The sequence below is a fragment of the Pontibacter mucosus genome (assembly GCF_003054055.1).
GTDB lineage: Bacteria > Bacteroidota > Bacteroidia > Cytophagales > Hymenobacteraceae > Pontibacter > Pontibacter mucosus.
Map to the genome: position 1 here is coordinate 493,605 of NZ_QBKI01000002.1, position 26,295 is coordinate 519,899.

23 protein-coding genes are annotated in these 26,295 nt (G+C 51.3%); 2 read left to right on the plus strand and 21 right to left on the minus strand.

Annotation, left to right across the window (positions count from 1 at the left end):
• Window positions 1–408 precede the first annotated feature (408 nt).
• The 21 genes from C8N40_RS05645 to C8N40_RS05750 all read right to left on the minus strand — a co-directional run bounded on the left by C8N40_RS05645 (window position 409) and on the right by C8N40_RS05750 (window position 22,267).
• Window positions 409–1,059, minus strand: a complete 651-nt coding sequence (locus tag C8N40_RS05645) for a CatA-like O-acetyltransferase (RefSeq protein WP_108210804.1) — start codon at window positions 1,057–1,059, stop codon at window positions 409–411.
• 57 nt (window positions 1,060–1,116) lie between these two features.
• Window positions 1,117–1,737: a phospholipase D-like domain-containing protein gene (locus tag C8N40_RS05650; protein WP_146173514.1), complete on the minus strand. Its 621-nt coding sequence runs from the start codon at window positions 1,735–1,737 to the stop codon at window positions 1,117–1,119.
• A gap of 91 nt (window positions 1,738–1,828) precedes the next feature.
• Complete coding sequence (locus tag C8N40_RS05655) at window positions 1,829–3,289, minus strand: NADH-quinone oxidoreductase subunit N (protein WP_108210806.1); 1,461 nt, start codon at window positions 3,287–3,289, stop codon at window positions 1,829–1,831.
• Window positions 3,290–3,487: 198 nt separating this feature from the next.
• Window positions 3,488–5,038 (minus strand): NADH-quinone oxidoreductase subunit M, encoded by a 1,551-nt coding sequence (gene nuoM, locus C8N40_RS05660; RefSeq protein ID WP_108210807.1) that lies wholly within the window; start codon window positions 5,036–5,038, stop codon window positions 3,488–3,490.
• A complete protein-coding gene (gene nuoL / locus C8N40_RS05665; RefSeq protein WP_108210808.1) occupies window positions 5,035–6,921 on the minus strand; it encodes an NADH-quinone oxidoreductase subunit L in 1,887 nt (628 codons plus the stop codon). Before nuoL ends, nuoM begins: the two co-directional genes overlap by 4 nt.
• A 4-nt stretch (window positions 6,922–6,925) precedes the next feature.
• Entirely contained in the window at window positions 6,926–7,234 is a 309-nt protein-coding gene (nuoK, locus tag C8N40_RS05670) for an NADH-quinone oxidoreductase subunit NuoK (RefSeq protein WP_170114025.1), read from the minus strand.
• Window positions 7,231–7,770, minus strand: a complete 540-nt coding sequence (nuoJ, locus tag C8N40_RS05675) for an NADH-quinone oxidoreductase subunit J (protein WP_108210809.1) — start codon at window positions 7,768–7,770, stop codon at window positions 7,231–7,233. Before nuoJ ends, nuoK begins: the two co-directional genes overlap by 4 nt.
• A gap of 3 nt (window positions 7,771–7,773) precedes the next feature.
• Window positions 7,774–8,289, minus strand: a complete 516-nt coding sequence (gene nuoI / locus C8N40_RS05680; RefSeq protein ID WP_108210810.1) for an NADH-quinone oxidoreductase subunit NuoI — start codon at window positions 8,287–8,289, stop codon at window positions 7,774–7,776.
• A gap of 385 nt (window positions 8,290–8,674) precedes the next feature.
• Window positions 8,675–9,640, minus strand: coding sequence for an NADH-quinone oxidoreductase subunit NuoH (gene nuoH, locus C8N40_RS05685; RefSeq protein WP_108210811.1), 966 nt, complete (start codon window positions 9,638–9,640; stop codon window positions 8,675–8,677).
• The gene (gene nuoG / locus C8N40_RS05690; RefSeq protein ID WP_108210812.1) at window positions 9,610–12,342 is read right to left on the minus strand and encodes an NADH-quinone oxidoreductase subunit NuoG; all 2,733 of its coding nucleotides are present in this window, start codon (window positions 12,340–12,342) and stop codon (window positions 9,610–9,612) included. Before nuoG ends, nuoH begins: the two co-directional genes overlap by 31 nt.
• Window positions 12,324–13,625, minus strand: coding sequence for an NADH-quinone oxidoreductase subunit NuoF (gene nuoF, locus C8N40_RS05695; RefSeq protein WP_108210813.1), 1,302 nt, complete (start codon window positions 13,623–13,625; stop codon window positions 12,324–12,326). The genes nuoG and nuoF overlap by 19 nt, the downstream gene beginning before the upstream one ends.
• A gap of 17 nt (window positions 13,626–13,642) precedes the next feature.
• Complete coding sequence (gene nuoE / locus C8N40_RS05700; RefSeq protein ID WP_108210814.1) at window positions 13,643–14,107, minus strand: NADH-quinone oxidoreductase subunit NuoE; 465 nt, start codon at window positions 14,105–14,107, stop codon at window positions 13,643–13,645.
• A 21-nt stretch (window positions 14,108–14,128) separates the two neighbouring features.
• Complete coding sequence (locus C8N40_RS05705; protein WP_108210815.1) at window positions 14,129–14,992, minus strand: alpha/beta fold hydrolase; 864 nt, start codon at window positions 14,990–14,992, stop codon at window positions 14,129–14,131.
• Window positions 14,993–15,057: 65 nt separating this feature from the next.
• A complete protein-coding gene (nuoC, locus tag C8N40_RS05710) occupies window positions 15,058–16,806 on the minus strand; it encodes an NADH-quinone oxidoreductase subunit C/D (protein ID WP_108210816.1) in 1,749 nt (582 codons plus the stop codon).
• Window positions 16,807–16,954: 148 nt separating this feature from the next.
• Window positions 16,955–17,593 carry an NADH-quinone oxidoreductase subunit B gene (locus tag C8N40_RS05715; protein ID WP_108210817.1) on the minus strand — a complete coding sequence of 213 codons (639 nt, stop codon included), beginning with the start codon at window positions 17,591–17,593 and terminating at the stop codon, window positions 16,955–16,957.
• Window positions 17,594–17,669: 76 nt separating this feature from the next.
• A complete protein-coding gene (locus tag C8N40_RS05720; RefSeq protein WP_245905008.1) occupies window positions 17,670–18,095 on the minus strand; it encodes an NADH-quinone oxidoreductase subunit A in 426 nt (141 codons plus the stop codon).
• A gap of 55 nt (window positions 18,096–18,150) precedes the next feature.
• On the minus strand, window positions 18,151–18,582 hold the full coding sequence (locus tag C8N40_RS05725; protein ID WP_108210819.1) for a CBS domain-containing protein: 432 nt from the start codon (window positions 18,580–18,582) through the stop codon (window positions 18,151–18,153).
• Between the two features lie 692 nt (window positions 18,583–19,274).
• Window positions 19,275–20,666 (minus strand): undecaprenyl-phosphate glucose phosphotransferase, encoded by a 1,392-nt coding sequence (locus tag C8N40_RS05735; protein WP_108210821.1) that lies wholly within the window; start codon window positions 20,664–20,666, stop codon window positions 19,275–19,277.
• A gap of 326 nt (window positions 20,667–20,992) precedes the next feature.
• Window positions 20,993–21,487 carry an XrtX-associated membrane protein gene (locus tag C8N40_RS23405; RefSeq protein WP_108210822.1) on the minus strand — a complete coding sequence of 165 codons (495 nt, stop codon included), beginning with the start codon at window positions 21,485–21,487 and terminating at the stop codon, window positions 20,993–20,995.
• Window positions 21,459–21,980, minus strand: coding sequence for an exosortase X (gene xrtX / locus C8N40_RS05745; RefSeq protein WP_108210823.1), 522 nt, complete (start codon window positions 21,978–21,980; stop codon window positions 21,459–21,461). Before xrtX ends, C8N40_RS23405 begins: the two co-directional genes overlap by 29 nt.
• Window positions 21,981–22,021: 41 nt before the next feature.
• Window positions 22,022–22,267, minus strand: coding sequence for a PID-CTERM protein-sorting domain-containing protein (locus tag C8N40_RS05750; protein ID WP_245905010.1), 246 nt, complete (start codon window positions 22,265–22,267; stop codon window positions 22,022–22,024).
• A gap of 527 nt (window positions 22,268–22,794) precedes the next feature.
• Here C8N40_RS05750 and C8N40_RS05755 point away from each other — a divergent pair.
• Together C8N40_RS05755 and C8N40_RS05760 are read left to right on the plus strand one after the other, a co-directional pair.
• On the plus strand, window positions 22,795–24,441 hold the full coding sequence (locus C8N40_RS05755) for a hypothetical protein (RefSeq protein WP_108210824.1): 1,647 nt from the start codon (window positions 22,795–22,797) through the stop codon (window positions 24,439–24,441).
• 98 nt (window positions 24,442–24,539) lie between these two features.
• Window positions 24,540–26,177: a hypothetical protein gene (locus C8N40_RS05760; RefSeq protein ID WP_108210825.1), complete on the plus strand. Its 1,638-nt coding sequence runs from the start codon at window positions 24,540–24,542 to the stop codon at window positions 26,175–26,177.
• The last annotated feature ends 118 nt before the right edge of the window (window positions 26,178–26,295 follow it).

Genomic DNA, 26,295 nt, shown 5'->3' on the forward strand with positions numbered 1-26,295 from the left:
CATCCTCCAGACTTATACAAGCTACTGTTTCATCTCCAACTTGGCTCCTTCAAGGCCGGGAGGCCTCGTCCTCGGGCATCGCGCGGTGTACATTTCCTGCCCTCGTGCCTCGGGCTGCCTCGCTTCGTTCGTCACCAGAAATCTACAAGGCGCTCAACCCAAGGACTGGGAACAGGTTCGATAGCTACTGCTCTTGCCGCGCAACAGGTATAAACTGTCCCCTTGAGGACAAGTGAGAGCGGCAGTTCGAAACTTGCGAGCAAAGCTCAATAGGGGTGTAATCGGCTGTATAAAGCTCCCCTCCTTGTCTAAGGAGGGGCTAGGGGTGGTTGGACACGGTAATGCAAAACGACCTCTTATTCTTAAGAAGAGGCCTAAAAGAAGGCTGAAGCCGGCAATAACCAACCATCACCCCAGCGCCTTTATACCTGCCTCCATTTGCTGCAGGAAAAGGTGAATGTGGTAGCCGTCGGCCAGGGCGTGGTGTAGGCGGATGCTGAGTGGGAGTACTACCCTTTCGCCCTGTATTTCCAGCTTCCCGAAAGCGAGCTTGGGGATGGCGTCGTTCGGGTCGTCAGCGTGGGCGTGCTCCATGCCATTGTACTTAAACCAGGGCAGTGTGGTGGCATGCAGCAGGTCAGGACCGTTATAACCGTAAAACAGGCGGTTGCTCTTTTTTACCTCCTCCACTATGGCTGCGCTGTTGTGGCAGAAAGTGTGGAGGTCGGGGTGGTGGGGCAGGTGCACGAAGGCAACCGTCTTTTGCTCGGTGAGCATAGTGGTGGAAATATCCACGGCCTCATACTTTACCACCTCATCTCCTTCCAGACGCAGGAGGAAGCTCTCCGTTTTCCGGGCAGCTTCGGTGGCAGCATGCATGTAAGCCATGAAAACCGACAGATTGTGCTGCTTGCAGTAACGGTAGAGATTGGTGATTTCTATCTCGGTGTGGACATTGAAGAAGGGATTGGCGAATGTCCTGAAAAAATGGAAGTGTTCTTCCCGCTCCCAGCCTTTTACCTCGAACTGGGTTTTGGGGTGTCGTGTACCTGTACTCATGTCAGCGTTGATTGAGTCACAAAAGTACGGCTTCCCCGGGAAGGGACAGTGGTTCTTTTAAGGGATAATCTTGAACCCCACACCCAGCAGCCCATGAATGGCCACGTTGGAGAGGCGGGCTTCGCCGTTGGCTACGGGGACTTCCACATAAGATGCCGTCACGCGCCCTTCGCCAAGTATAAACCAGCGGTCTGCGAAGTATAAACGCTTGGCTACAGCAGCCTCCGCCATGGGTCCGGAAATATAGTAACCTTTGTTAAAGATGCCCTTGTTTTCGGGATAGGGGATACCGCGTATGGTAGATTCCGGGTGCGTGATGACGAGTCCGGCGCCGGCAGAGAGGGTCAGGCCATGTACCAGCCAGAGGCGGTTCAGGGTAAGTAAATTATACCCATCGGTGATGGAAAAGCGCTGCACCTCTGGCGGCAGGTTATCAAGTATAAGCTTGTGGTGGGTGAACTTGAGCTCCCAGCCTTTGGCATTTTGCCAGGTGCTCACCCGGATGTCATAGTACACGGGCGGGTTAAAAGGTTCGGTTCTATACCTGGCGTTTACCTTCAGGTCGGTCAGGTCGTTTTGCTCGATGTGCAAAGGTGTCCGGAAATTATGTGCTGCGCCGCCTGCCACCGCCACTTCCCAACTTCTGCCTTGCCCCAGGCCCGCCAAAGGCAGGCTCAAAACTATAACCATCAGCCACAACCCATACTTTCCCATCATCTCCGCTCACCTCCAACTTATAAATACTGCAGGCTGTGGGCAGATGTTGTGGCTATCTGCCCGCCATTACGGGGGCGGAGGCAAATACCTGCTGAATGACCTCCACCAGAGCAGCTGGATAAACGCCAACCAGCACGAGCAGCAGCGTCAGCACAGCCAGCGTGCCTACACTGGCCAGGTAAATGGAGGGGCGCAGGCGTGGACGGGGTTCTGCCTCTGCCTCGGGTTGTTGAAACATCACCGCCACCACTTTAATATAATAGTATAAGCCCACCACGCTGTTAAGCACGAGCATGGCTACCAGCAGCCACAGCTGTGTATTTACCCCGGCAGCCAGCACATAAAACTTGCCCACAAAACCGGCGGTAAGCGGAATGCCGGCCAGCGAGAGCAGCATGGCGGTAAAGGCGGTGGCGGTCCAGGGGCGGCGCCAGAGCAGGCCACGGTAGTCCTCCAGCAGCTCCGCATCGCGCTCGGTATCCGACAGCATCGCCACCACCCCAAAGGCACCGACAGTTGTAATAAAATATGCCACCAGGTAAAAGGTAACAGCCTCCACGCCCAGCCGGTTGCCGGCCAGAAAAGCCACCATCAGGTAGCCCAGGTGCGAAATAGAAGAGTAAGCCAGGATACGCTTCACGTTCGTTTGAAGCAGCGCCAGCAGGTTACCCGCAATCATGGAGGCAATGGCGACAATCGAGAAAATAGTAATCAGGGTAGGGTAGCGGAAGCCGTCTACCTCCATAAAAAAGCGAATCAATAGGCCCAGCACACCACCCTTGGAAACAGTGGCGATAAAGGCCGTCACCGGGGCAGGCGCGCCTTCATACACATCGGGCGTCCACATATGGAACGGTACCACGCTCAGCTTAAAACCAATGCCGATAATCATCATGCCAAAGCCGGTGAGCAGCAGCAGCGGGAGTTCCTGTAAATCGGCTATGGCCGTGGCGATGCCGGCAAAGGTCATGGTGCCGGTGCTGTAGTAGACCAGCGCCATCCCGAAGAGCAGAAAGGCCGAAGAGAAAGCAGCCAGGATGAGGTACTTGATGCCGGCTTCGTCGGAGCGCTCGCGGGTGCGCAGGTAAGAAATGAGCGTATATAAGGCCACGCTCAGCACCTCCAGGCCCAGGAACAGCGAGGCAAAGTGCGTGCTGATGACCAGGGTGCAGGCTCCGAGGGTAGACAGAATCAACAGGATGTAATACTCCTCCTTCTGCTCCTCACGCTGCTCAAAGTAAGCATAGGAGAGCATGCTGATGACCAGCGCCGTCGCCAGAATCAACCCGATGTAAAACACACCGAAGCCATCAATAACAAACAGCGGCTCTATGGCGTGGGCAGTGATGCCCCGCAGCTCAAACAGCGACAAAAAGGCCGCTACAAATGACACCGCCGTGATGACATAGATAATCTTATGATTCCGCCAGGCAGCCACCACCAGCATGTTGAGAAGTGCAGCCAGGGTAAGTATAATCAGCGGCATCAGGTGCAGGAAGTCTATTTGGGTCATGGCGTTATGTATTTTATGATGATTTATACTTTTGATGTCCCCTTTGAAGGGGTAGGACTCTACTTGTTAAAGAAGCCTCCTCATGGCGCGAGCGTCCACGCTCGTGACTAGCTATGGTTTGGGCCTCTGGCCCAGTCGGATTACAAATCCGACTTCATATATAAGGCACGGGTTACAAACCCGCGCCAGCAAAAAGTATTACTTATTCTCAGCTTTCTCAACCTTAAGTTCTACCGCCGGGACCTCTACCACCGCAACTTTCTCCTTCGCTTCCGGCTCCTGGTAAGCCTGCAGTTGCTGGTTTATACTTGGTTGCGCCGTGTCCAGTACCGATTGCGGGTACAGGCCAAGCCAAAGTATAAGTGCTATCATCGGCACGGCAATCAGCATTTCCCTGGCTGACAAATCCGGCAGGTGATGGTCGGAGGGGGCGGGCTCGTAGAAGACTTTTTGCATGATGCGCAGCGAGTAGGCCGTAGCCAGGACAATGCCAACCGTGGCGACAACCGTGAGCCAGTTATTGGCCTGCCAGGAACCGACCAGCGTCAGGAATTCGGCGATAAAGTTGCCCAGGCCCGGCAGGCCGAGCGAGGCCATTACGAAAATTAAGGCGAACACGCCTAGTTTTGGCGCTTTGGCCCAGAAGCCGCCCATCTGGCCCATGTCGCGGGTGTGCAGGCGCTCGTACAAAAAGCCCGCGACGATGAACAAGGCGCCCGTGCTCAGGCCATGGGCAATCATCTGCATCACCACGCCCTGCAGCGCCCACTCGTTAAAGGCAAACACGCCCAGAATCACAAAGCCCATGTGGCTCACCGAAGTATAGGCAGCCAGGCGTTTCAGGTCGGTTTGGGAGTAAGCCAGGATGGCTCCGTAGATAATACCAACAGCGCCCAGCAACATCGCCCAGGGAGCAAACTCTACCGCTGCTGTCGGGAACAAGGGCAGCACGAAACGCAGCAAGCCATAAGCACCGGTTTTGAGCAGCAGTCCGGCCAGAATCACGCTGCCGGCGGTGGGCGCTTCGGAGTGCGCATCGGGTAGCCAGGAGTGGAATGGCACCACGGGCAGTTTTACCAGGAAGGCCGCCAGGAAACCGAACATCAGCAAGCGGGCCGCCTCCGGGGCCAGCGCCGTACCGAGCAGCTCAAAGTAATTGAACGTATAAATACCTGTCTGAGAGCCGTGGATAAAGTATAAACCAAGTATGGCCAGCAGCATCAGCAGCCCCGAGGCCTGCGTGAAGAGGAAGAACTTAAAGGCGGCGTAGGTGCGGTTGGCGTGGCCCCACACCCCTATCAGGAAGTACATCGGGATGAGCATCACCTCCCAAAAGAAGTAGAACAGGAACAAATCCATCGTCAGGAAAACGCCCGTAATGCCCGCCAGCACCCACAGCAGGTTAAAATGGAAGAAGCCGGATTTGGTCCGGATTTCGCGCCATGATACGAGCACACTCAGGATGCCCAGGAAAAAAGTGAGCAGCAGCATGAGCAGGCTCAGCCCGTCCAGGGCAAGTATAAAGTTCACGCCCCACTGCGGAATCCAGGGAATCTCCAGTTGCAGCAGCCAGGGCGAGGCACCTAACGTGGAGGCCGGCAAGCTCAGCCACAGGTATACGGCAAGTATAAAATCAGCCAGCACGGCGAAGAGGGCAATCCAGCGGGGCAGCTCGGGGTGCCACTTCTTGGAGAGCCACGCCAGCAGTCCGCCGGCCATCAGGATTACAATCATCCAGAGGAGTATCATAGCAACAGGCTTATGGTGAGAATCATAATGGCGCCGAACACGATACCAACTACGTAGTTGCGCAGCACGCCGCTCTGGGTTTGCGAGAACATCACATGGAAGCCCTCGGCCGTACGGGCCAGACCGGTGTAAAAACTGTCGATGATGTCGCGTTTGTTGAGGTTGGCCAGGAACACGTATGGCCGCACGAACAGGTTATCGTAGAGCGCATCGAAGCCCCAACCCGAGAACCAGAAACGGTGCAGCGCCATGGCAAAGGATGAGCGTTCTATACTTGCCAGCAGCGCCGGACTCTTCTGGTAAAACAGGTAGGCCACCAACACACCGCCCAGCGAAACGACCGCCGCCAACGCCTGGAACAGCCACTCGTTGGCTGCCAGCAGTTCGTTGGCCGTAATGCCCGGTAGCACCGGCGCCATCAGCCCGGAGAACAGGGCCAGGTGAGCGAAATTATGCGGCAGCTCTATAAATCCGCCTACCAAGGAAAGTATGGCTAATATAACTAAAGGGATGGTGATGACTTTGCCCGGCGGATGCGCCACCTGCGTTTTAGGCTCCCCATAAAAGGTCATGAACACCATCCGGAACGTATAAATCGAGGTGATGAACGCGCCTGCGAGTCCGGCCAAGTATAGCCAGATGCTGCCCTGCGGGCCCGCCAAAGTATACCACAGAATCTGGTCTTTGCTGTAGAAACCGGCGGTAATGACGGGTAATGCTGCCAGCGAGGCGGCGCCAATCAGGAAAGTCCAGAACACGACGGGCATACTTTTGCGAAGGCCGCCCATCTGCCGCATGTCCTGCTCGTGGTGCAGGGCCAATATAATGGCCCCGGCACACAGGAAGAGCAGCGCCTTGAAGAAGGCATGAATCATGAAGTGAAATATCCCCGCCGACCAGGCCCCCACGCCCAGCGCCAGGAACATGTAACCGATTTGGCTGATGGTGGAGTAGGCCAGCACCCGCTTGAGGTCGTATTGCGTGAGGGCGGAGAAACCAGCCAGGAGCAGCGTCACCGCACCCACTACGGCAACGGCCATTTGTGCCACCGGCGCCAGGTCGAAAATTACGTACATGCGGGCAATTAAGTATACCCCGGCCGTTACCATGGTGGCGGCATGTATGAGCGCCGAAACCGGCGTAGGTCCTGCCATGGCATCGGGTAGCCAGGTTTGCAGCGGCAACTGGCCCGATTTACCCACCGCACCACCCAACAGCAGCAGGCCCACCAGCACAGCTGCCTGTGCCCCCACGCTCCATACTTCAGGGGCCTGGCTAAGTATGGTTTGGATGTGGAGCGTGCCGAAGGTCTGGAAAAGTATAAACAACCCGATGGCCATCGCGACATCACCCACGCGGGTAATGATAAAGGCCTTGCGGGCGGCGTAGCCGTTGGCGGGCTCTTTATACCAAAAACCGATGAGCAGATAGGAGCAGAGGCCCACCCCTTCCCAGCCAAAGTATAAAAGCAGCAGGTTGTCGGCCATTACCAACAGCAGCATCGAGCCCACAAATAAATTCATGCAGGCAAAGAAGCGGGAGAAGTCCGTGTCCCCGGCCATGTAGGCGGTGGAGTAGAGGTGAATCAGGAACCCCACAAACGTGATGACAAAGATGAAGACAATGGAGAGCGCGTCCAGGTGGAAGGCGATGGACGGATTAAAGCCCGCCACGTTAAACCACTGCCATACTTCCTGGTGGTAGAAAGCCGGTTTTTCAGCCAGAAACTGCAGGCCTAAAAGTATGGTGAGAAGGGCCGACACGCCCACGCTGCCCACACCCAATATAGCCACCCCTGCGCGCGACAGGCGGGTGCCGAAAAGGATGAGCAGCAGCGAGCCCAGGAAGGGCAGGGCCGGTATGAGCCAGATGTAGTTTTCCATAGTCTTATCCTTTCATAAAGCTGGCAGCGTCGCTGTCGAGGGTTTTAAGTTGATGGTAAATCTGCAGGATAAGCGCCAGCCCCACTGACACTTCCGCAGCCGCCATGGTCAGTATAAAAATGAACATCACCTGCCCGTCGGGCTGCACCCACCTGGAGCCAGCCACGATAAAGGCAAGGCCGGCGGCGTTGAGCATAATCTCCACTGAAATGAGCATAAAGATGATGTTGCGGCGAATCAGCACACTAATCAGCCCCAGCATAAACAAGACGCCTGCCAGCAGCAGGGCAGCTTCCATGGTTGATGCACTCATGCGGCTGCGCTCCTTTCCTGTAAAAACCGGTGAATAACTTTCTTCTTCTGCCTGCCCAGGTGGTAAGCTCCCACTATGCCCGCCGTCAGCATGATGCCGCAGAGTTGGACGCCTAGAATGTAAGGCCCGAACAAAGACAAACCCACGAGTTTGGCATCCACGGCAACCACAGCCCCCTCTGTTTGCGGAGGCGTTCCAGCCGCTACGATGTACACCAGCTCGGCCAGCAGCACCGCCGAAAGTATGGCCGGACCTACCCAGATAGAAGGGTTCAGCCATTCCTTCTCGCGCTGCACATCCTCCTGCGTCAGGTTAAGCATCATGATCACGAAGATGATGAGCACCACAATGGCCCCGGCGTAAATAATGACCTCCAGCGCCGCCATAAACGGAGCACCCAAGGTGAAAAAGACCACGGCCACCGACAGAAAGGACACGACCAGGTATAGCAGGGCGTGGATGATGTTGTAGCGCGTGATGACCATGATGGTAGAGAGCACGGCCACGGCTGCGGCGATATAAAATGTCAGTTCCATAGGCTAGGGGAGTAAGCTTTTAATATCTACAGGAGGCAGTTCGTTTTCAGCCTCGCCTTTGTCTTTTCCGCCGATGGCCATACCCGCCACTTTGTAATAATTGTAGCCATGGTACTTGCCCTGGCCGTTGATGAGCAGGTCCTTTTTCTCATACACCAGGTTCTGCCGGTTATACTCGCCCATCTCGAAATCGGGGATGAGCTGAATGGCGTAGGTCGGACAGGCCTCCTCGCAATAGCCACAGAAAATGCAGCGCGAGAAGTTGATGCGGAAAAAGTCGGGGTAACGGCGACCGGTTTCGTCTTCCGTGGGTTGCAGGGCGATGCAGTCCACGGGGCAGGCGGCAGCGCAGAGGTTACAGGCCACGCAGCGTTCGCCGCCGTCCGGGTCGCGCGTGAGCACGATGCGGCCCCGCCACCGCGTCGGAAGTATAGGTTTCTCTTCCGGGTAAAGGATGGTCTCCCGCTTATGAAACGCGTGCAGAAACGTGAGCCACATACTGCGCAACAAACTAAACATAGCTGCTCCTTTCGGTTTATAGTTCTTTTATACTTATGCTGTGCCGGGTCCAACTACCCCTAACCCCTCAGAGCTTCGCTCGCTACCTTCGAACTCCCGTTCTCGGTAGTCCAAGGCGGGGAATTTTCTTACTGCTTATTCAGCGTTGGTCTTTAACACAGGTCTATTTCTTATTTATGCTTTGAACAAAAGCTTCTGGGACTTCTCCTGATTTTGACACCCCTATAGTCCCCTCAAGGGGACAATTCAGCTTTCCGTTCTTGCACCTTCGGATTACAAATCCGCGGCTCCTATACTTTTGGATTGCAAGTCCTAAAGAGCAAGACTTTCTAACTTTTTAACCTTCTAACTTTCTAACTCCAAAACTCTCTAACTTCCAAACTCCTCAACTCTCACTCATCCATAGTACCACCCCAGCCGTTACCATCAGGTTCAGTAGCGTGAGGGGTAGCAGCACCTTCCAGCCATACTCCATCAGTTGGTCATACCTTGGGCGGGGCATGGAGGCGCGCAGCAGGACAAAAATCAGCAGGAAGAAGAGCGTTTTGAGGATGAACCACACGATAGGCGGCAGGAAGTCCGGGCCCAGCCAGCCACCAAAGTATAAGGTTACAATCATGCAGGAGATGAGCGTGATGCCCATGTACTCGCCGATGAAGAACATGCCGAACTTCATGCCCGAGTACTCCGAGTGGAAACCGGCAATGAGCTCACTCTCGGCCTCCGGAATATCAAAAGGCAGGCGGTGCGTTTCGGCGATACCCGCGATAAAGAAAATTACAAAGCCTACGATCTGCGGGATGAAAAACCACAGTCCCCGCTGCGCCTCCACAATCTCCACCAGGCTGAAGGAGCCGCTGAGCAAGACTACGCCCATCAAAGAGAGGCCCATGAACACCTCGTAGGAGATCATCTGCGCCGCCCCGCGCATGGCACCCAGCAGGCTATACTTGTTGTTGGAGGCCCAGCCGCCCAGTATAATACTGTAAGCGCCCATCGACGACATGGCCAGGAAGAAGAGCAGCCCGATGTTCAGGTCGGCCACAATCACGCCCGGCGCAAACGGAATCACCACAAAGCTCATCAGCACCGTCACCACCACAATGGCCGGGGCCAGCACGAACACCGGTTTGTCGGCAAAAGGAGGTATCCAGTCCTGCTTGAAAAACAGCTTAATCGAGTCGGCGGCCACAATCAGAAGGCCGAAGGGACCTGCGCGGTTCGGTCCGTAGCGGTCCTGGAACAGGGCGAGGCCACGGCGCTCCACCCAGATGAGCAGGGCAGCCACGTTGAGCATGACGAACAGCACGCCGCCGATGATCAGAAAGTAGTTTGGGGTTGCTGTTTCCATTTGATGTCTCGGTTAAGGATGGCCCAGGCGGGTAATTCGGCAAAAGGTACCCCAGGTAAGCCATTAGGCATGCCGGCGCTGCCGCTCGGGATGGTCTGGCTTAATTTTACTGGTAACTGGTAGATTTGTCCCTCGATGGAGAAACTCAGCAGCTGCCCCTCGTCCACCTTCATCCGGATGGCATCGGCTGCGTTGATGGCGACATACGGTTCCGGTATCCGTTCCCGGATGGAAGGCGACTGGTTGCTGAGCTCTTCGGAGCCATAGGTGTGGTGCAGCGGCAGCATGTACAGGTGCCCCTCCAGTGGGACAAACCGCTGCGGCACAGCCGTGGAGTAGGACGCGGTACCACTTGGCGTTATCAGCCGCACGCCCGGGTCGCCGCCCTTTAAATGGCCGCCTACTTCCTCCTGATACTTGTTGGTGGCCTGCTGGTTTGAGTTCCAGCCTGGCGTCCAGAAGAAGGGTATCATGGAGGAAGGTGGCTGCCCGCGGTAGCCCTCCATCGTATAGGAGAGGGGCGAATCAGGATCTTCAGCAGGCTTGGGCTCGCTCACATTGATGTTGGCCAGCATAGCGGTGCGGCCGCTGAAGCGGTGCGGCTCACGCGGGATACGCTGTCCGGCAATGCGGAAATCGGTTGGTGGTGCCGTTTTGCTGACACCCTCCAGTTCCGGGTATTCTTTGGCGATGGCCTTCACAATATCATCGTAGCCGTGCCAGTTGCTGATCTCCTCAATGGCCATGATGGTGCCAATCTCAGCCAGCCAGTGCCAGCTTTCTTGTATCTCTTCCGGCACCGGATGCACCTGGAAAAAGCGCTGTGCCCGCCCTTCGTTATTAACGAGCGTGCCATCCGCCTCAGAGAACGGCGCGGCCGGTAACAATATGTCTGCTTTCTCAGTGGTGGCGTTGTGCAGGTGGTCCAGCGCAATCACCTGTTTGCAGTTTTTGAGAAACTGATCGATGGTAGCGGAGCCAGCTCTGCGGTACAGGTCGTTCTCCAGTATAATCACGGTATCGGCATAGCCGTTCATCACCGCCTCAAACGCTGATTCGAGTTTATGGCCGCCGAGCAGGGCCAGGCCCATGCTGTTGCACTCGGGCACTACCAGGCTTATACCGGCGGCTTTCTCCCGGGCCACCAGCGCCTGGGCAATGTTGGCGGCGGCTTTCAGCACGCGCTCGCTGCCTGAGGAGGTGCCGGAGATGATGAGCGGGTTCTTGGCGGCCATTAGCGCATCTGCTATTTGCTGCGCCAATTCCTGCCCCTCCTCCGAAATCTTCCTCACCTCCGGAGAGTCCGGGTCAATGATGTTGGCGACGGCGAAGCCCAGCCGGGCAATGGTATCCGTTGAGTCGAAGAAGGTTTGGGTGGCCAGCTCGTCTAGCTTGGTGTGCGTGTAATGGGCGATGAACAGCGGGCCTTTCTCCGACTGCACCAGTTCCCGCACCGCCGCATCCTGCCACACCGGGATCTTGGCTTGGGATACTTCCTCCAGTATTGGCTTCTGCCGTACCGACTGCCGCACGGCCAGTGCCAGCATGGGAGCAGTGTTGGTCAGGTCCTCGCCAAGTATAAATACTGCGTCTGCTTTCTCCACCTCCCGCAAAGAAGGCGTGCGCGCCGGGCCATTCCGAAGTATACTTAGCGACAGGTCCACCAGATCATGGTCCACATCCGACACGCCGTGGTGGAAGTTGTCCTCGCCCACGAGCTTCTTCAGTACATAGTTAGATTCCAGGGATGCCCGCGGAGAGCCGATGCCAATCACGCGGCCGGCTCTGATGGCAGAGGTAGCCGCTTTCAGGGCCGGGTATTTTTCCGTTGCTTCGGGCAGGCGGCTGCGCACCAAAGGTTTTCGAATGCGGCCGGGGCTGTTGACAAACTCATACCCAAAGCGGCCGCGGTCGCAGAGGAAGTAGCCGTTCACCTCTCCGTTATAGCGGTTGGTGATGTTGCGCAAGGTGCCATAACGCTCGCCGGCGATGGTGTTGCAGCCCAGACTGCAGTGGTGGCAAACGGAGGCGGCAGAGGTCAAGTCCCACTTGCGGGTATAGTGCTGCTTGAGCGTTTTATCAGTGAACACGCCGGTGGGGCATACTTCGGCCAGGTTGCCGCTGAACTCGCTTTCCAGCACGCCGTCTTCGGCGCGGCCAAAGTATAAATGGTTGTGAGCGGCAAACACGTCCAGGTCCTTGCCACCGGCATAGTCTTTATAGTAGCGCACGCAGCGGTAACACTGGATGCAGCGGTTCATCTCGTGGTTGAGGAAAGGGCCCAGGTACTGGTTGCGGTAGGTGCGCTTCTGAAAAGTATAAGCCCGGTAGTTATGGCCCGTCATCACGGTCATGTCCTGCAGGTGGCAGGCACCGCCCTCGTCGCACACGGCGCAGTCGTGGGGGTGGTTGGTCATGAGCCAGCCGATGATGTGGGCCCGGAACTCCTTGGCCTCCAGATCAGCAATCGAAATGCGCATGCCGTCTCGCACCTGCTCCATGCACGACATAAAGAGCTTGCCTTTGGTGTCGTTCTCGTCCTTGTATACTTTCACGGCGCATTGGCGGCAGGCGCCAATCGAGCCCATGGCCGGGTGCCAGCAAAAGTAGGGCAGGTCCTTGCCGAGGGTGAGGCAGGTTTCGAGCAGGTTTTTGCCCGCCTGTACTTGGTAGGGGTGGTTATCTATATAGATGGTTGCCATACTTTGCTTTTGCTCCAGGGACAGTGGTGTTCGTGAATGTGCCGTTCAAAATCTTCTCTGAAGTATTTCAGAGCGCTCTGCAGGGGTTCCATGGCGCCGGGCGCGAGGGCGCAAAACGTGTTGCCGGGACCAAGGTATTTGGTATGAAAATCAAGCGTGAGCAGGTGTTCAGGTTTGCCTTCGCCTTTGTCTATCGCAAGTAAAATTTTCTCTACCCAGGGCAAGCCTTCGCGGCAAGGCGTGCAGAAACCGCAGGACTCCTGCGCAAAAAAGTGCTGCAGGTTCAGCGTAAAGCCCACCGGGCAGGTCTGGTCGTCAAGTATAATCATGGTGCCCGTGCCCATGCGGCTGCCGGCTGCTTGTATCGCGCCATAGTCCATGGGCAGGTCCAGGTGCTCTTCTACCAGAAAATCGGTGGAGGCCCCGCCGGGCAAAAGGCCGCGGAACAGGTAGCCGTCCTGCATGCCGCCGGCGTGTTCTTCCAAAATCTCCCGGATGGTGGTGCCCATGGGCAATTCCCAGCAACCGGGCTTTTTCACGCGGCCACTCACGCCGTATAGTTTGGTGCCGGCATCCTCTGTCAGGCCCAGTTTTTTAAACCACTCGGCGCCGTTGTTGATGATGTGAGGTAGACAGCAGAGCGTTTCCACGTTGTTCACAATGGTCGGTTTCCCGAACAAGCCGCTGACCTGCGGGAAAGGGGGCTTAGCTCTGGGGTTAGCCCGTTTTCCCTCCAGTGCGTTGAGCAAGGCGGTTTCTTCGCCACACATGTAGCGACCCACGCCCGTGTGCAGGTGCATCTCCAAATCAAAGCCGGAACCCAGTATGTTTTTGCCGAGATAACCGGCCTCGTACGCTTCCTGTATAGCCTGGGTGATTTCCTGGGCGGCTACTTTGTAAGCCCAGCGCAGAAACACATAGCTTATACTTGCCTCGATGGCGTAAGCGGCCACAATCATACCTTCGATAAGCTGGTGCGGGTTGCCCTCCAGCAGCAGGCGGTCTTTGAAGGTGCCGGGCTCCATCTCGTCGGCGTTGGCCACCAGGTATTTGGGCTGCGCTGCCTCAGGCCCCATGGGCACAAAGCTCCACTTCAGGCCCGTGTTAAAGCCGGCTCCGCCCCGCCCGCGCAGGTTCGAGTCTTTCACCAGCGTCTGCACCTCCTGGGGCGCCATTTCTTTCAGGACTTTTCGCACAGAGGCATAACCGCCCACTTGCTCATACTCTTTCAGGTTGAGAGGTTTGCGGCCAGGTACAATGTGTTGGGTCAGGGGCTTCTCCATAGGTGCCCGCTTTGGTTTTAGGTATACTTGCTCAGGATCTCATCCAGTTGTTCCACCGTCAGGTTACGGTACAGGTCGTTGTCAATCATAAGGGCGGGGGCACAGTCGCAGGTGCCGAGGCAGCAGTTGGGAAGCAGGGTAAAGCGGCCGTCTGCTGTAGTCTGGCCGTATTGTATGCTCAGTTTGTTAAAAAGTTGTTCTTTGATGCCCTCATAGCCCATTACGTAGCAGCTGATGCTGTCGCAGAGAAGGATCACATGCCGCCCCACTGGCCTGCGGAAGATCAGGTTGTAGAAGGTGGCCACGCTGTCGAGCTCTGCCGTGGACATGCCCACATAGTCTGCCACATCCTTCAGGCTCTCATCCGACACCCAGCCCTCCCTTTGCTGTACGATCTTGAGCGCTTCGATGCAGGCGTTCTTCGGCGAAGGTACCAGGCTAATCTCGTGGTCGATCTGATGTTTTTCTTCTGTAGTGAGCATATTGAACTTATGTTTTAGCCTCTAATTTTCATGTTTTTGTATAAACCGTAGCACTGCTTCATTAAACTCCTGCGGGTTATCCATTTCCATCTCATGAGATGCATGGGATAGTATAACACGCTCCTTATGTGGCAGGCACTTCTCCAGTTCTTCGGTAATCAGAATAAAAAACCTCGGGCTACTGTCGCCGGTGATTAATAAAGCGGGTGTCTCTACTTTCTGTAGGTCGGAGCGGGTGATGAAAGGAGAAAACATAAAAATGATTTTAGGGCAAACGATTCCTTTCAGTTCCTGCACATTATCCATAATTTGCCGCTGTACCTCGGGTGGCAAGGTGTCATAGATATCAGATTGGCCCATCACGCCATCCATGAATATTTTCACGGCCTTTAAATCATTTCCTTGTTCAAACGCCTGTGCGGCAGGAAGAGCAGTGTTTGTCTCAAGCTCATAAAGGAGTGCGTTCCCTTCTTCTGTGTTTGGGAGCAGAGGCATTACCGGCGGTTCGCCGAGGCAAAGGCTTTTGACAAGTTCCGGATGCTCCAGCGCAGTCAGTAGAGAAGTATAAGCACCGTACGAATGCCCTACCAGGTGAACAGGGCCCAGATCCAATTGCTGAATAAGCGCGGCCAGATCCCTGGCATGTGGCACGACAGTATAGCCAGCCGCATCACCTGCTTCATTGGCCGGATAAGCGTAGCGCCTGCTATAAGCAATCACACGGTACTGCTGCGCAAAAGCCTCCAGCTGCCCTTCCCACATCCGGTAATCGCTTAAGCTACCATGTACCAGCACCACAGGCTCTCCCTTGCCCTGCTCCGTGTAGTACAGGGTTGTGCCGTTTACATTGGCTTCTTTTAGCTCCGTGGATGTTACTTCTCCCATTTAACAGCTTGTTTATAGCGAAAATCATTAGGACTCTTAACTCCTCAACTCTCTAACTCCAAAACTCACCTATCTATGTCTGCCAGCACATAATCCATCGCGCCAAGTATAGACAGCAGGTCTGCCACTGTATAGCCTCTGGTAATGTAAGGCAGCATCTGCATGTGCGGGAAGGAGGGCGTGCGAATGCGCAGGCGATAGGGGGAGGTGTTGCCGTCGCTGGTCACGTAGTAACCGTTGGCTCCTTTGGTCGCCTCAATGCAACTCATTGCTTCCCCAACCGGCATTACAGGCCCCCAACTCACTCCCAGAAAGTGTGTAATCAGGGTTTCTATATCGTGCATGGTGTGCTTCTTGATGGGTGGTGTGGTGAGCGGGTGGTCTGACTTGTAAGGGCCTTCCGGCATATTTTTCAGGCATTGATCGATGATGCGCAGGCTCTGGCGCATCTCAGCCACGCGTACCACAGCCCGGTCGTAACAGTCGCCGTTGGCGGCAGTGGGTACCTCAAAGTCAAACATTTCGTAGCCGGAGTAGGGCTGTTTTTTGCGGAAGTCCCACTCCATGCCGCAGGCGCGCAGGTTCGGTCCGGTCACGCCCCATTCTATCGCTTCATCCAGCGTGAAAATGCCGATGCCTTTGGTGCGCGCCTTGAAAAGGCTGTTCTTCATCACCATCGCATCGTACTCTTTCAGCCGTTTGGGGAAGTAATCCAGGAAGTTCTGCACCAGCGTTTCCCAGCCTTTGGGCAGGTCCTGCGCCACGCCGCCAATTCGGAACCAGTTAGGGTGCATGCGCCCGCCGGTAATGGCCTCTACAATATCGAATACTCTTTCGCGGTCGGTGAACATGTAGAACACCGGCGAGAGCTGGCCCACGTCTTGGGCAAAGGTGCCGTACCACACCAAGTGGCTGGCAATGCGGAAAAGCTCGCACAGCATCACGCGGATGACCTTCACGCGGTCCGGCACCTGGATGCCGGCCAGTTTCTCCACGGCCATTAAATAAGCCAGGTTATTCATCACGCCGCCCAGGTAGTCCACACGGTCGGTGTAGGGCAGGTAGGTGTGCCACGACTGGCGCTCGGCCATTTTCTCCTGCCCCCGGTGGTGGAAACCAATGTCGGGAATGGCGTCTACGATGTCCTCGCCATCCAGCTGCAGCACGATGCGCAGGACGCCGTGCGTGCCGGGGTGCTGCGGACCGATGTTGAGGAACATGAAATCGCTGTCGTCGCTTTGCCGTTTCAGGCCCCATTCCTCGGGCTTAAACTGCAGGGCGGCCTGCTCCAGGTCCATCTTATCGTCGTAGAGGGCAAAAGGGCCCATTTCGGTGGCGCGGGCCGGGTGCTCCTTGCGCAGCGGGTGGCCTACCCAGGTGCGCGGCATCAGGATGCGGTACAGGTGCGGGTGCCCCAGGAAGCGGATGCCGAACATATCGTATACTTCGCGCTCGTACCAGTTGGCGTTGGCCCAGAGGCTGCTTATACTTGGCACGATCGGGAATTCGTCGCGGTAGCCTACTTTTAGCCGGATAAAGCTGTTGCGCTCGAAAGAGAGCAGGTGGTAGATGATGGTGAAGGCGTAGGGGAGGTGGCCGTTGTCGGGTTTGCGGGTGCGCTCGTCGATGGCCGTCAGGTCGTAGAGCATGCGGAAGGGCTGGGGGATTTCCTTCTTCAGGTATGTCAGCACCTCCACTATCCTGCCATGAGGCATCCAGAGGGTGAGGACCTCGTCCTTGGTCGTCTGTTGGGTGAACGTATCCTTCCCGAACCGCGACTGCAGTTGCGCTAATATGCTGTTCCCGTTTTCCATGGGTGAATCTGAAAAAAAGCCTGTGATGCTACGCTACTTCATGTTATGCTTTCTATAGTTGATTATTTATGATAAGTAAAATGCTTTGTATACTTTGGTATTGATTCTCTAACTCCTAAACCCTCAAACTCCTCAACTCTAAGTCTCCCTATACTTCATCCGGCGATCTGAACTCGGTCATTTTCGACCTCGCTTCCTGGCGCCTTTCCTTCACGTCGATTTTTTCCGGTTTGATGATGCCCTGTTCGCCGATTGTCCAGCTGAGCGGGCGTCTTTCCTTGCCCACGGACTCGGCCAGCAGTATAAGCCCCTCCATAAAGGCATCGGGTCGGGGAGGGCATCCGGGCACGTACACATCCACGGGCAGGAATTTATCCACCCCCTGCACCACACTGTAAATGTCGAACATCCCCCCCGAGTTGGCGCAGCTGCCCATCGAGATGACCCAGCGCGGCTCCATCATTTGCTCGTGCAGGCGCTTGATAATAGGAGCCATTTTGATAAAGACCGTTCCGGCGATTATCATCACGTCGGCCTCTCGGGGTGTGCCACGTATTACCTCGGCGCCGAAGCGGGCCAAATCATACTTGGGCGTCATGCTGGTGGCCATCTCCACAAAGCAGCAACTCAACCCGAAGTGGAATGGCCACATCGAGTTTTTCCGGCCCCAGGCAATTAGGTCCTGCAGGGTGGTGAGCATGATGCTTTGCTGCACCGTTTCCTCGTAGGAGCTGGTGCCGCTTGTGGCCTTTACAGGGTCATCGGGTTTGCTTAGCCACCATTTCATCGTTATTCGTTGTTAGTTATTTGTTGCTCGCACAAGGCGTCTTTTGTCCCTTGTCAACTAGTCTTTTGTCAACCAATCAGGCGGCTGGCTTCTGCATCATGCGCTTGTAGGCTGCCAGAATCTTACTGCCGTCCGGGCCGAAGTCCAGGGCGCCGTTGCGCCACTCGTACACCAGCACCACCACCAGCATCAGGATGAACACCGCCACGCCGGCATAGCCATACCAGCCCAGTTCTTTAAAAGCGATGGCCCACGAAAGTATAAACACCACCTCCACGTCAAAAATCACGAAAAGCATGGCCACCAGGTAAAACTGTGAGGAGAAGCGTATGCGGGCGCCTCCTGTACTTACAATGCCGCCTTCATAGGGCTCGCCGGTGGCGCGTTCCCTGTGCCGTTGCCCCAGCACGTAGGAGAGGCCAAGTATAAACCCCACCAGGCTGAGCACAATAGCGCCGTAGACCAACATGGGCCATAGCAAAGTTGTTTCTGCTGTTTCCAAAGTGTTTCGCCTCCTGCGAGTATGGTTTTGCGGCTGGCAGTGCAGCCGACATCAGTTAACTTCCTGTTATATAGTGCTCGAGGTTGTCGATGATAAATTTCTGCTCCTCAATGATGTATTTCACTATATCTCCAATCGAAACGAGCCCCACCAGCTTATGGCCTTCCATCACCGGAAGGTGCCGGATATACTTCTGGGTCATCAGTTTCATGCAGTCTTCAACTGTGTCGTCTGGTGTTACGGTGGCGGGATGCTCGCTCATGATCTCCCGTACCAACGTCTGTCTGGAGGCTTTCCCTTTGAGGATTACCTTACGGGCATAGTCGCGTTCTGTAAAAATGCCCACGAAACGGCCCTCATTCACTACCAACAAAGCACCTACGTCGTGCACAACCATCTGTTCAAGCGCTTGGTACACAGTAGCGTTAGGATTGATTGAAAGGACGTCATGACCTTTCTTCTGCAGAATATGTCGTACAGTGCCCATAGTTACCTCCTTTTAGCCCTCTGTAGGGGTAGAAAATGAATAATATAATGGTGCTATACGATTATTTAAAGTTATAGATGTAAATAGTATATAATATTTGTGAAAAATGTTTGAAGTATTTGTAAAAAGATTAGTTTTGGTGGTTCACACTATAAAATTTGATGATTGCCATCATTTATATTGTGTTTACAGTATAACTTCTCAAATATATTTCGTATATTGGGTGTATGGAAACATTGATTATAGGTTTGGTTCTGGCCCTGTATGGAGTGGCATACTTCATCTACTACTGCTATGGCAAAAAGCAGCGTCCACCACGCAAGCGTTTCGACCATTACTGGTAGTTGCAGTATGATGCACGCCATATGAGCGGTGCCCATTTTTGGGTGTAGCTGATCTCTCTGGAAGTCGGCTAACCGCATGTGCCTGCAATTGTAACCTGACCTATGTAAAAGCCGCCGGTTCTGAGCAACCGGCGGCTTTTATTTTTGCTGCTGTAGAACTTAGCTGTGATAGCTATGAGAGGTATAGCATTTTTGTTGAGGCTTTCTCCTACTCTCGGGTGGTATCATACCACAAAGTAGAAACGATGGAGGATGATTTGATGATATAAGGAGTATTTGCTCTATACTTTTATACCTTTCATACTTAGAAACGGCGCAGCATAACAAGAGGCCCTAATGACCGCCTGTTTAGTACGCATTCCCATTGTTCCTGAATCCGTGCCAGAGCGTGAGGAAAATTATCTTTAGGTCTAAAAGTATAGACCAATTCTCAAGGTACCAAAGGTCTGCTTGTACGCGTTTTAGCATTAGTGATGTTTCCTTTGTTTCGCCTCTAAATCCGTTTACCTGGGCCCAACCTGTAATACCTGGCGTCAGAAAATGTCGGACCATGTAATTATTAATAACCTGGGAGTAATCATGGGTATGTTTAAGCATGTGTGGTCGCGGTCCTACAACCGACATGTCACCCATAAAGACGTTGATAAACTGAGGCAGTTCATCAATGCTTGTCCTCCTAATAAACCTGCCAACCCTTGTTATTCTAGAGTCATTCTGGCTGGCCTGCAACAAATCACAATCGCTGTTAACCCTCATGCTCCTGAATTTGAGGCAATAAAAGGGTTTGTTGTTCTTGCCGGAACGCAACTGCTTGAAAAAGATTGGCCCCTCTGAATCTAAGGATATGATGATGGCAAGTATCGGAGTTAACCAACTTAGAATAAGCAGTATGACGAGAGATGAGAATATAACATCAAATACACGCTTCACTATCTCATTCGCTTTGTTTTCCAGAGGCTCTTGCCTTGGCTTAAGAACTGGAACATAACCAAACAGCTCGATTAAGTAATTTTGGTGCCTTATAGCTTTCATATCCGGAACCAACCTGAACCGGATCATATGTTTATCCGCTTCCTGAATCAAAGTTTCAATTCTGTCAGTTTCGTGGTGGGGCAGTGCACAAAATATCTCTTTAATATTGTTGCTGGTTGAGTAATTAATGCATTCCTCTACCTTGCCTAGATAATTCGAGTAGTTTGGGATTTTCGTTTTATCATCTTCAAAAACGCCAGAAATATTATATGCTAGCTGTGGATTAGATTTTATATAGTTGTAAAGGTCAATGCCTGTTTGTCCCAAACCCACAATAACGATGTTGTTCGTCTCCAACCAAAATGACCTGCTGTGTTTCCTTAGTAATAGAAATGAAAATCTCCAGGAAAGTATGAGTATCGGGAAAAGAGCAAAATAATAGATAAACGGAGTAGGCGGAACGTAAATATAGGGCATGGATAACTTGATAAGTATAGCCAGCGCGGTAAAAATGCACAAGGCGGCGATATTTGCTGACAATATCGGCACTGCCTCGCGTTTTAAAAGGTTGCTGTAGATGTTGAAAATACTAGCCCCGTAAAACCAACAGAAGTTAAGAAGAAGTATAGTTAGGCGGTAGTCGTATACATCCATCCAGGCCAAAGAATTGTCGGTCATCAGGAAAGAGAAGTATAAGGTAGCATTTAGCAGCGCATAGTCTACTACGACATTTATCCATTTAAATATGGTAGCATATTTATGAGCCATAGGATACGTCACTTTACACTTTTATGGAATAATCTTTTATTTTATAATTTAGGGTGATGATGAGAAGGTGTGTTGGGTTGAAAAATTTAATTTTAATATTAGAATTATACTAAAGTGCTTTAACTAAGATATGCTTTCTTAACTTTCTTTAGTGAAAGACAATAAAAAGGAGGTGAATACAGCGGTTTTAGATTTTACAAGTATGTGTTCCAGTTTGCTGTTGATTACATGACTTTAAAACTGGCAATTCAGGGAGGAAATGTTTTATCGAAAAATATCTTAAACGGAAGGACACTAATTTTGCACACAAGTAAGGTTGTGTCGTTTCAGCGGGATTTACTGTCTGATAAGTACACGATGTATCGAGCCGGAATTAGTATAACAACAGGCATAGGTGAGATCATGAGTGAGTCTATTCTGAATGCAACTATATGAAGTGAGGGTAGCTGTAATTGCTCCGCAGCGAAATATAAGGTTAGAGTACTTACGTATAGAAATAAGTAAAAAAGGAAAGCTAGTTTAGTGAGCTGGGGTTTTAAAAAGTAAAAGTGAATTATTGATAAGCACACGCTGCTGTAGAGTATCCTAAATACAAGATTTGCAGCTCTCTCTTCATTTTTTATAGAAAAAAAAGTATGTAAAATGTCTAAATCGGATCCCTGAAAAAAGCTATAGATTTTGCTCAAGCCTACTATAATCGAACCCTTAACCGCAGTTTCTTGATGACCTATTAGAAGCAATAGAATGAACAGACAGCCAAGTATGGCCCATCTCTTTTTTGAGGGTTGCTGCTTACGCTTCAGCGGTTTTTCCTGTAGCATACTTGTTTAGACCGGAGAGTCTTTTAGCCCATAGCATCCAAAGTGCAAAGATTACGGCATATATAATTATGGTAAAAGTATACTTATGATTAAACTCGACGGTGTGGCTATAGTAGTGTGCATTAATTGCTAGTGCTGTGACACGTAAAACGTTGACGAGATTGATTACAAGGATTCCGACTGGAATATAGAGTAGCTTCATTTCCCAGCGCCCAGGAAATGCGATGATAAATCCGCTGAATAAAGCCATAAGAATCATACCGTTACAGGCATGGTAAACAAAGACCATATCCATCCCATTTATCTGGATCATGTAATCGATTGCCCTGGCATTGTAACCGAGTATGTTCAGTAATGCCACACTTGCATTAACTACTTTAAATGTCAGTCTGTCTTCTAAGCCACTTAGCCAAAAGTCATAGAGTATAAACCAGCACAGGCACAGACCAAGGGTAAACAGCAAGAAGCGAAGCACATGGGAATACTCTTTCATACCTGAAGGATTTCAGTTTGGAACGCACAAAGCCAGAAATTTCAATCCTGATTGTTCTTCTGTTTTCTGGAATCCATTAGTTTCTTAAGCCCATAAGCAGCTCCCGCTGCAAGTAACACTCCACTTGCACCATCGATCGGCACACCGGTGGCACCCTTATTTCTACCTGGGGCTTGGCCACTTTTACCCGGCCTATCCTGTGATCTGCCTTGGGCAAACAAATCTGAAGAAAAACACGAAACTAAAAATAGTAGAGTGAATACTGATTTGATTATCAATGTTTTCATAACTATAAAAAATGAAGGTTTACTTAAATTATAATTGGGTGTAATTATAATTTATTTTAAAAGGGGTATGGGGTGGCGTTGTACTTAACATAGGAAATATCTACCATCAAGTGCTCCAGGTGTGCAGTAGGGGTAACTTGCCTATATACGGAGAATTTTTATATAATGGATGTATTTTATTTTATTATTTATGTTTTAGGATTAAAAAATTAGATAATATCATACTAGATTAGAATAAATACAGCAAGCTTCCAACAGAATTCTAAGAACAGAGAATGCGGTTTAGCCATTTATAACCCACCTATGGATTATCAAAATATTTAGAGTAGGCAGTTACAGTAATTCTCAAGAAGAGGAATTAAATGCGATACTAATTGCTTGACCGTGCAATAATTTACATTTACTAATTAAAAATGTAAACATGCCAATTTAACTATAAAAAAATTTAATAAAAAAAATATTAATTTGGATTATTGCGTATGATGTAATCAGGTGTTTTTTTAGATTATCATATCTATTTGCGCATTATGAAGCTTGCTTCTCCAATTAAAACTTCCTCGAATTTTACTGTCAACGCACCGCTTGGTGGTGTTGACAGTAATACTATGAAGTTTTGGGGAGTATGGGCTGCTGCTTTAACCCCGGTACTTATCATGTTCTCGCTTGTGCTGGATATTGCCCCGTTTATGCACATAGATGAATTTATGACTATTGATTTAGGGAGAGTCATACTGCAGCCTGATACAACTTGGTCTATAGCATGGATGCTTGAAAGGAACCAGGCTGCTTTTGTGTTCTTCTATGTTGGTCCTGTGCTGCAAGAGTTGGCTTACCAAAGTATAGGGGAGTATGGACCGAGAATCTCTGGCATTCTGGGTGCAGTAGCAGCAGCAACAGCTATGGTGGGCTGGCAACATACAAGAGGAACCTCAGGCTACGCCAGTTTAGTCCTAGGTTTAATCTTTCTGCTCGACCCTATTTTTGTGCAGGCCTACACCATAGGCCGCGTGGATGGTTGGGCCATGGCTGCCTGCCTGACCGCCTGTTGGTGTTTGGAAAGTATAAATAAAGAAGATGAAATTGCCGCCGTGAGGCATAAATTAATACTTGCCGGAGGCGCCACGGCGCTTGCATTCTTCATCTGGCCCTCTGCTATTTTCCTGCTGCCATTAGTGCTGTTTCAACTCTTTACCGTTATCAAACGGGCAAAAACAATCAAACCCCGCCGGAAGGTACACCAGAATAATGCTGTTTTTCTATTTATAATAGGTGGTTCCATAGCTTCAGCTGCTCTCCTTATTCCTATTGCTCCGAAATTACTTGACCTTTTGGGTAATGTAATAGATGGAGTAATCATTAATTCCCGCACAGGCACTGCTAACTATACTTTATTGGATTCACAGCGGATAACCACCGGTATTAAACACCTGCTACAGGTCTTGAAATTCACTCCTGTATTGGTAACTATGGCCTTGATAGGGGCTTTTCGGGGGCGTGAGTGGGGTTTAATAGCTGCTGGGGCAGTGGCTACTTTATTAATGATAGCTACAGTGGTCTACTCACACCGCATTCAGTATTTACTGCCTTATTTCATTGTGATGACTTCTGGTCTAATTAAGAGGGAGACAGGGAGTAACTTAACAAGTAAAATCAAATTATCAGGAGTCTTAGCCTTAGCATCATTATTAGTCTGGTCTGCAGGCCTTTCATTAATTGCACGTTCCATTATCGCCTTTGAGGGAAAAAGAGAGCTTAATAGAGGGCAAATATATGCGACAGCTCAGGAAATGATCGGGGTGGGTGAGTATGCTGTGTACTCATTTCCCTACGAGTTTTACTATGCAGGCCGCTCTTTGGGCTGGAAGATGTATAAGCCATACTTGGCAGTCGGGGTAGATCCGCTCCTCCACCACGAGGTATTGCAGCGCATGCTTAAGAAAGTAGACTTTGCGATTATGCCTTTGCCGCGGCTAACGCCTGAACTTGAAGAACAGATACAAAAAGCAGGCATGTATGAAAAGGGAGTATACCAAGTTTACGAGGCTTCGCTGAGCGGCTCAGACAACAGAGTGACGAATAAAACCAGGCTGCAAACATTCTTTTTTATACCAAGACAGCCCTATGGCCCCTATAAGCTTTATGAAAAAATAAAGCTTACTAAGATGGCTAATTAATTAAAGTATTTATAAGTAACCCTACACAAATTATGTCAATACAGGCAATATCTCATCCGTCCCACGACAGGCTTTTTACTGCGCGACAAGTAAAAACTATGTCTGCTAAACGGCTGTGGGGGATATGGGTGGTTGCCATGCTAATCTCCTTCCTGGTGCAGCTTTTAACTATAGATGTCTTGCCCCATATCCAGCAGGATGAAGCACAGATTACAGACTATGGAAGGTTAGCCCTTCATCCTGAGAGTGATTGGTCAGTAACTTGGAGAGTAGCTGACGGAAAGCCTTTACTTTTATGGTCATATATAGGGCCACTAATTGCCGAAACAAGCTTCCACCTATTTGGACCTTCTGGATTGGGGCCAAGAATAGCTTCACTTATAGGAGGGCTTCTTGCAGCATCCATGGCCTTAGGCTGGATGTTGGCGCGCAAAATACCGGTTTACGCTGCTTTCGGCCTTAGCCTGGCACTTCTGCTCGATCCCTTGTTCCTCCTTTCTCAGCGGATGGCAAGGGTGGATAGTTGGGTAATAGCCTTGTGTCTTGCTACCTGTTGGGTTCTACATTCTGAACTAAAGAAAGAGAGGAATACTCTCTTTAGATGGCAAATCATGGTTGCTGGTGGGCTAACTGCGATGGCCGCATTGGTCTGGCCATCTGCAGTCTTTCTTTATCCGCTAATTATGTTAGAGCTTGTTCAACTTCCGGAATCCGAAAAATCAGGCCCAAGGAAGTGGAGGAACATTTTGATAAATGGGGTCTTGTTTGCCTCTGGGGCACTGATTGCAACAGGTATTCTGGTGTTACCTGTTTTGCAGAGCATTGTAATCATCTACAATGACATGACCACTATGTTTTCACAAAACATTGACTCTACCAAGACACTGCAAGAGCGCTTCTTTGGAGTGTTTCAGTACCAATCCTGGGTAAAAATGTTAAGAGCATTCGCAAAAACGTTTAGCCCAATTCTGCCAATACTGGCTTTACTTGGGGCTATAGCATATCGGAAGCATGGTGCAGTAGTGGTGGTGTGCCTTACAGCAATTGGCATTATTTTCTCCACCCTAATTTATGAGTTTAGAGTTCTCTATTTAGTGCCATACTTCTTAGTTCTAAGTAGCGGGCTCTTTCTGAGGTCATCTGATAAGCCGTCGAGTTTACTGTTCAAAAGAGCAAGTAAGGGTGCACTAATACTTTTAATACTCTGGTCTGTAGGAACCTCCCTTTTTCTTAGAACCATTCTTGGAACCGAAGGCAAAACCGTGCGTGACCGCGAAAAGATTTATGAAGCAGCGAACACTGGGATTGGCCCAGGTAATTACAATGTTTATTTAGGCTTCACCTACGAGTTTTATTTTGCGGGAAGAACACTTGGTTGGAATCTGTACACGCCTTATATACAGTACTCCTTTGACAACCAAGGTAATTGGATAAGAGAAGTAAATCACGTGCCGGACAGCAAAGTTATTGATCTTCTCAATCTTATGGACTATGCCATATTTCCGAGGGGCAGCGTAGATGAGAAACTTGCATATCAGCTAGCAGAGGCTGGGTTGAGGTATAAGAGTACTCTGTATTTAGGTAATGAACAACCTGTGAGGCAGAGGTTTACGACCGAAAATAGAGACAGGGATGTTCTACTGTGGTTCTTGCAAGGCAAAGAAAGCTACGGCTCCTACCTGATTTATTCTCGTGATAAACCTCTGGCAAATACAACAATACCTAAACTCAACTAACCATTTAATGATGTCTGTAGATCTCTTCCAAGGTTTACAGTGGAACGAAAGTATAAATTAAAACAACCAGATTATATAAATCCTACACAAGTATAGACAGTTAGCTATGCAACCCAGA

Excerpts from the sequence above, each read along its gene's own strand:
- C8N40_RS05645 (WP_108210804.1), bottom strand. The coding sequence starts at position 1,059 with ATGAGTACAGGTACACGACACCCCAAAACCCAGTTCGAGGTAAAAGGC.
- C8N40_RS05655 (WP_108210806.1), bottom strand. The coding sequence starts at position 3,289 with ATGACCCAAATAGACTTCCTGCACCTGATGCCGCTGATTATACTTACC.
- nuoM (WP_108210807.1), bottom strand. The coding sequence starts at position 5,038 with ATGATACTCCTCTGGATGATTGTAATCCTGATGGCCGGCGGACTGCTG.
- nuoL (WP_108210808.1), bottom strand. The coding sequence starts at position 6,921 with ATGGAAAACTACATCTGGCTCATACCGGCCCTGCCCTTCCTGGGCTCG.
- nuoK (WP_170114025.1), bottom strand. The coding sequence starts at position 7,234 with ATGAGTGCATCAACCATGGAAGCTGCCCTGCTGCTGGCAGGCGTCTTG.
- nuoJ (WP_108210809.1), bottom strand. The coding sequence starts at position 7,770 with ATGGAACTGACATTTTATATCGCCGCAGCCGTGGCCGTGCTCTCTACC.
- nuoI (WP_108210810.1), bottom strand. The coding sequence starts at position 8,289 with ATGTTTAGTTTGTTGCGCAGTATGTGGCTCACGTTTCTGCACGCGTTT.
- nuoH (WP_108210811.1), bottom strand. The coding sequence starts at position 9,640 with ATGGAAACAGCAACCCCAAACTACTTTCTGATCATCGGCGGCGTGCTG.
- nuoG (WP_108210812.1), bottom strand. The coding sequence starts at position 12,342 with ATGGCAACCATCTATATAGATAACCACCCCTACCAAGTACAGGCGGGC.
- nuoF (WP_108210813.1), bottom strand. The coding sequence starts at position 13,625 with ATGGAGAAGCCCCTGACCCAACACATTGTACCTGGCCGCAAACCTCTC.
- nuoE (WP_108210814.1), bottom strand. The coding sequence starts at position 14,107 with ATGCTCACTACAGAAGAAAAACATCAGATCGACCACGAGATTAGCCTG.
- C8N40_RS05705 (WP_108210815.1), bottom strand. The coding sequence starts at position 14,992 with ATGGGAGAAGTAACATCCACGGAGCTAAAAGAAGCCAATGTAAACGGC.
- nuoC (WP_108210816.1), bottom strand. The coding sequence starts at position 16,806 with ATGGAAAACGGGAACAGCATATTAGCGCAACTGCAGTCGCGGTTCGGG.
- C8N40_RS05715 (WP_108210817.1), bottom strand. The coding sequence starts at position 17,593 with ATGAAATGGTGGCTAAGCAAACCCGATGACCCTGTAAAGGCCACAAGC.
- C8N40_RS05725 (WP_108210819.1), bottom strand. The coding sequence starts at position 18,582 with ATGGGCACTGTACGACATATTCTGCAGAAGAAAGGTCATGACGTCCTT.
- C8N40_RS05735 (WP_108210821.1), bottom strand. The coding sequence starts at position 20,666 with ATGGCTCATAAATATGCTACCATATTTAAATGGATAAATGTCGTAGTA.
- C8N40_RS23405 (WP_108210822.1), bottom strand. The coding sequence starts at position 21,487 with ATGCTACAGGAAAAACCGCTGAAGCGTAAGCAGCAACCCTCAAAAAAG.
- xrtX (WP_108210823.1), bottom strand. The coding sequence starts at position 21,980 with ATGAAAGAGTATTCCCATGTGCTTCGCTTCTTGCTGTTTACCCTTGGT.
- C8N40_RS05750 (WP_245905010.1), bottom strand. The coding sequence starts at position 22,267 with ATGAAAACATTGATAATCAAATCAGTATTCACTCTACTATTTTTAGTT.
- C8N40_RS05755 (WP_108210824.1), top strand. The coding sequence starts at position 22,795 with ATGAAGCTTGCTTCTCCAATTAAAACTTCCTCGAATTTTACTGTCAAC.
- C8N40_RS05760 (WP_108210825.1), top strand. The coding sequence starts at position 24,540 with ATGTCTGCTAAACGGCTGTGGGGGATATGGGTGGTTGCCATGCTAATC.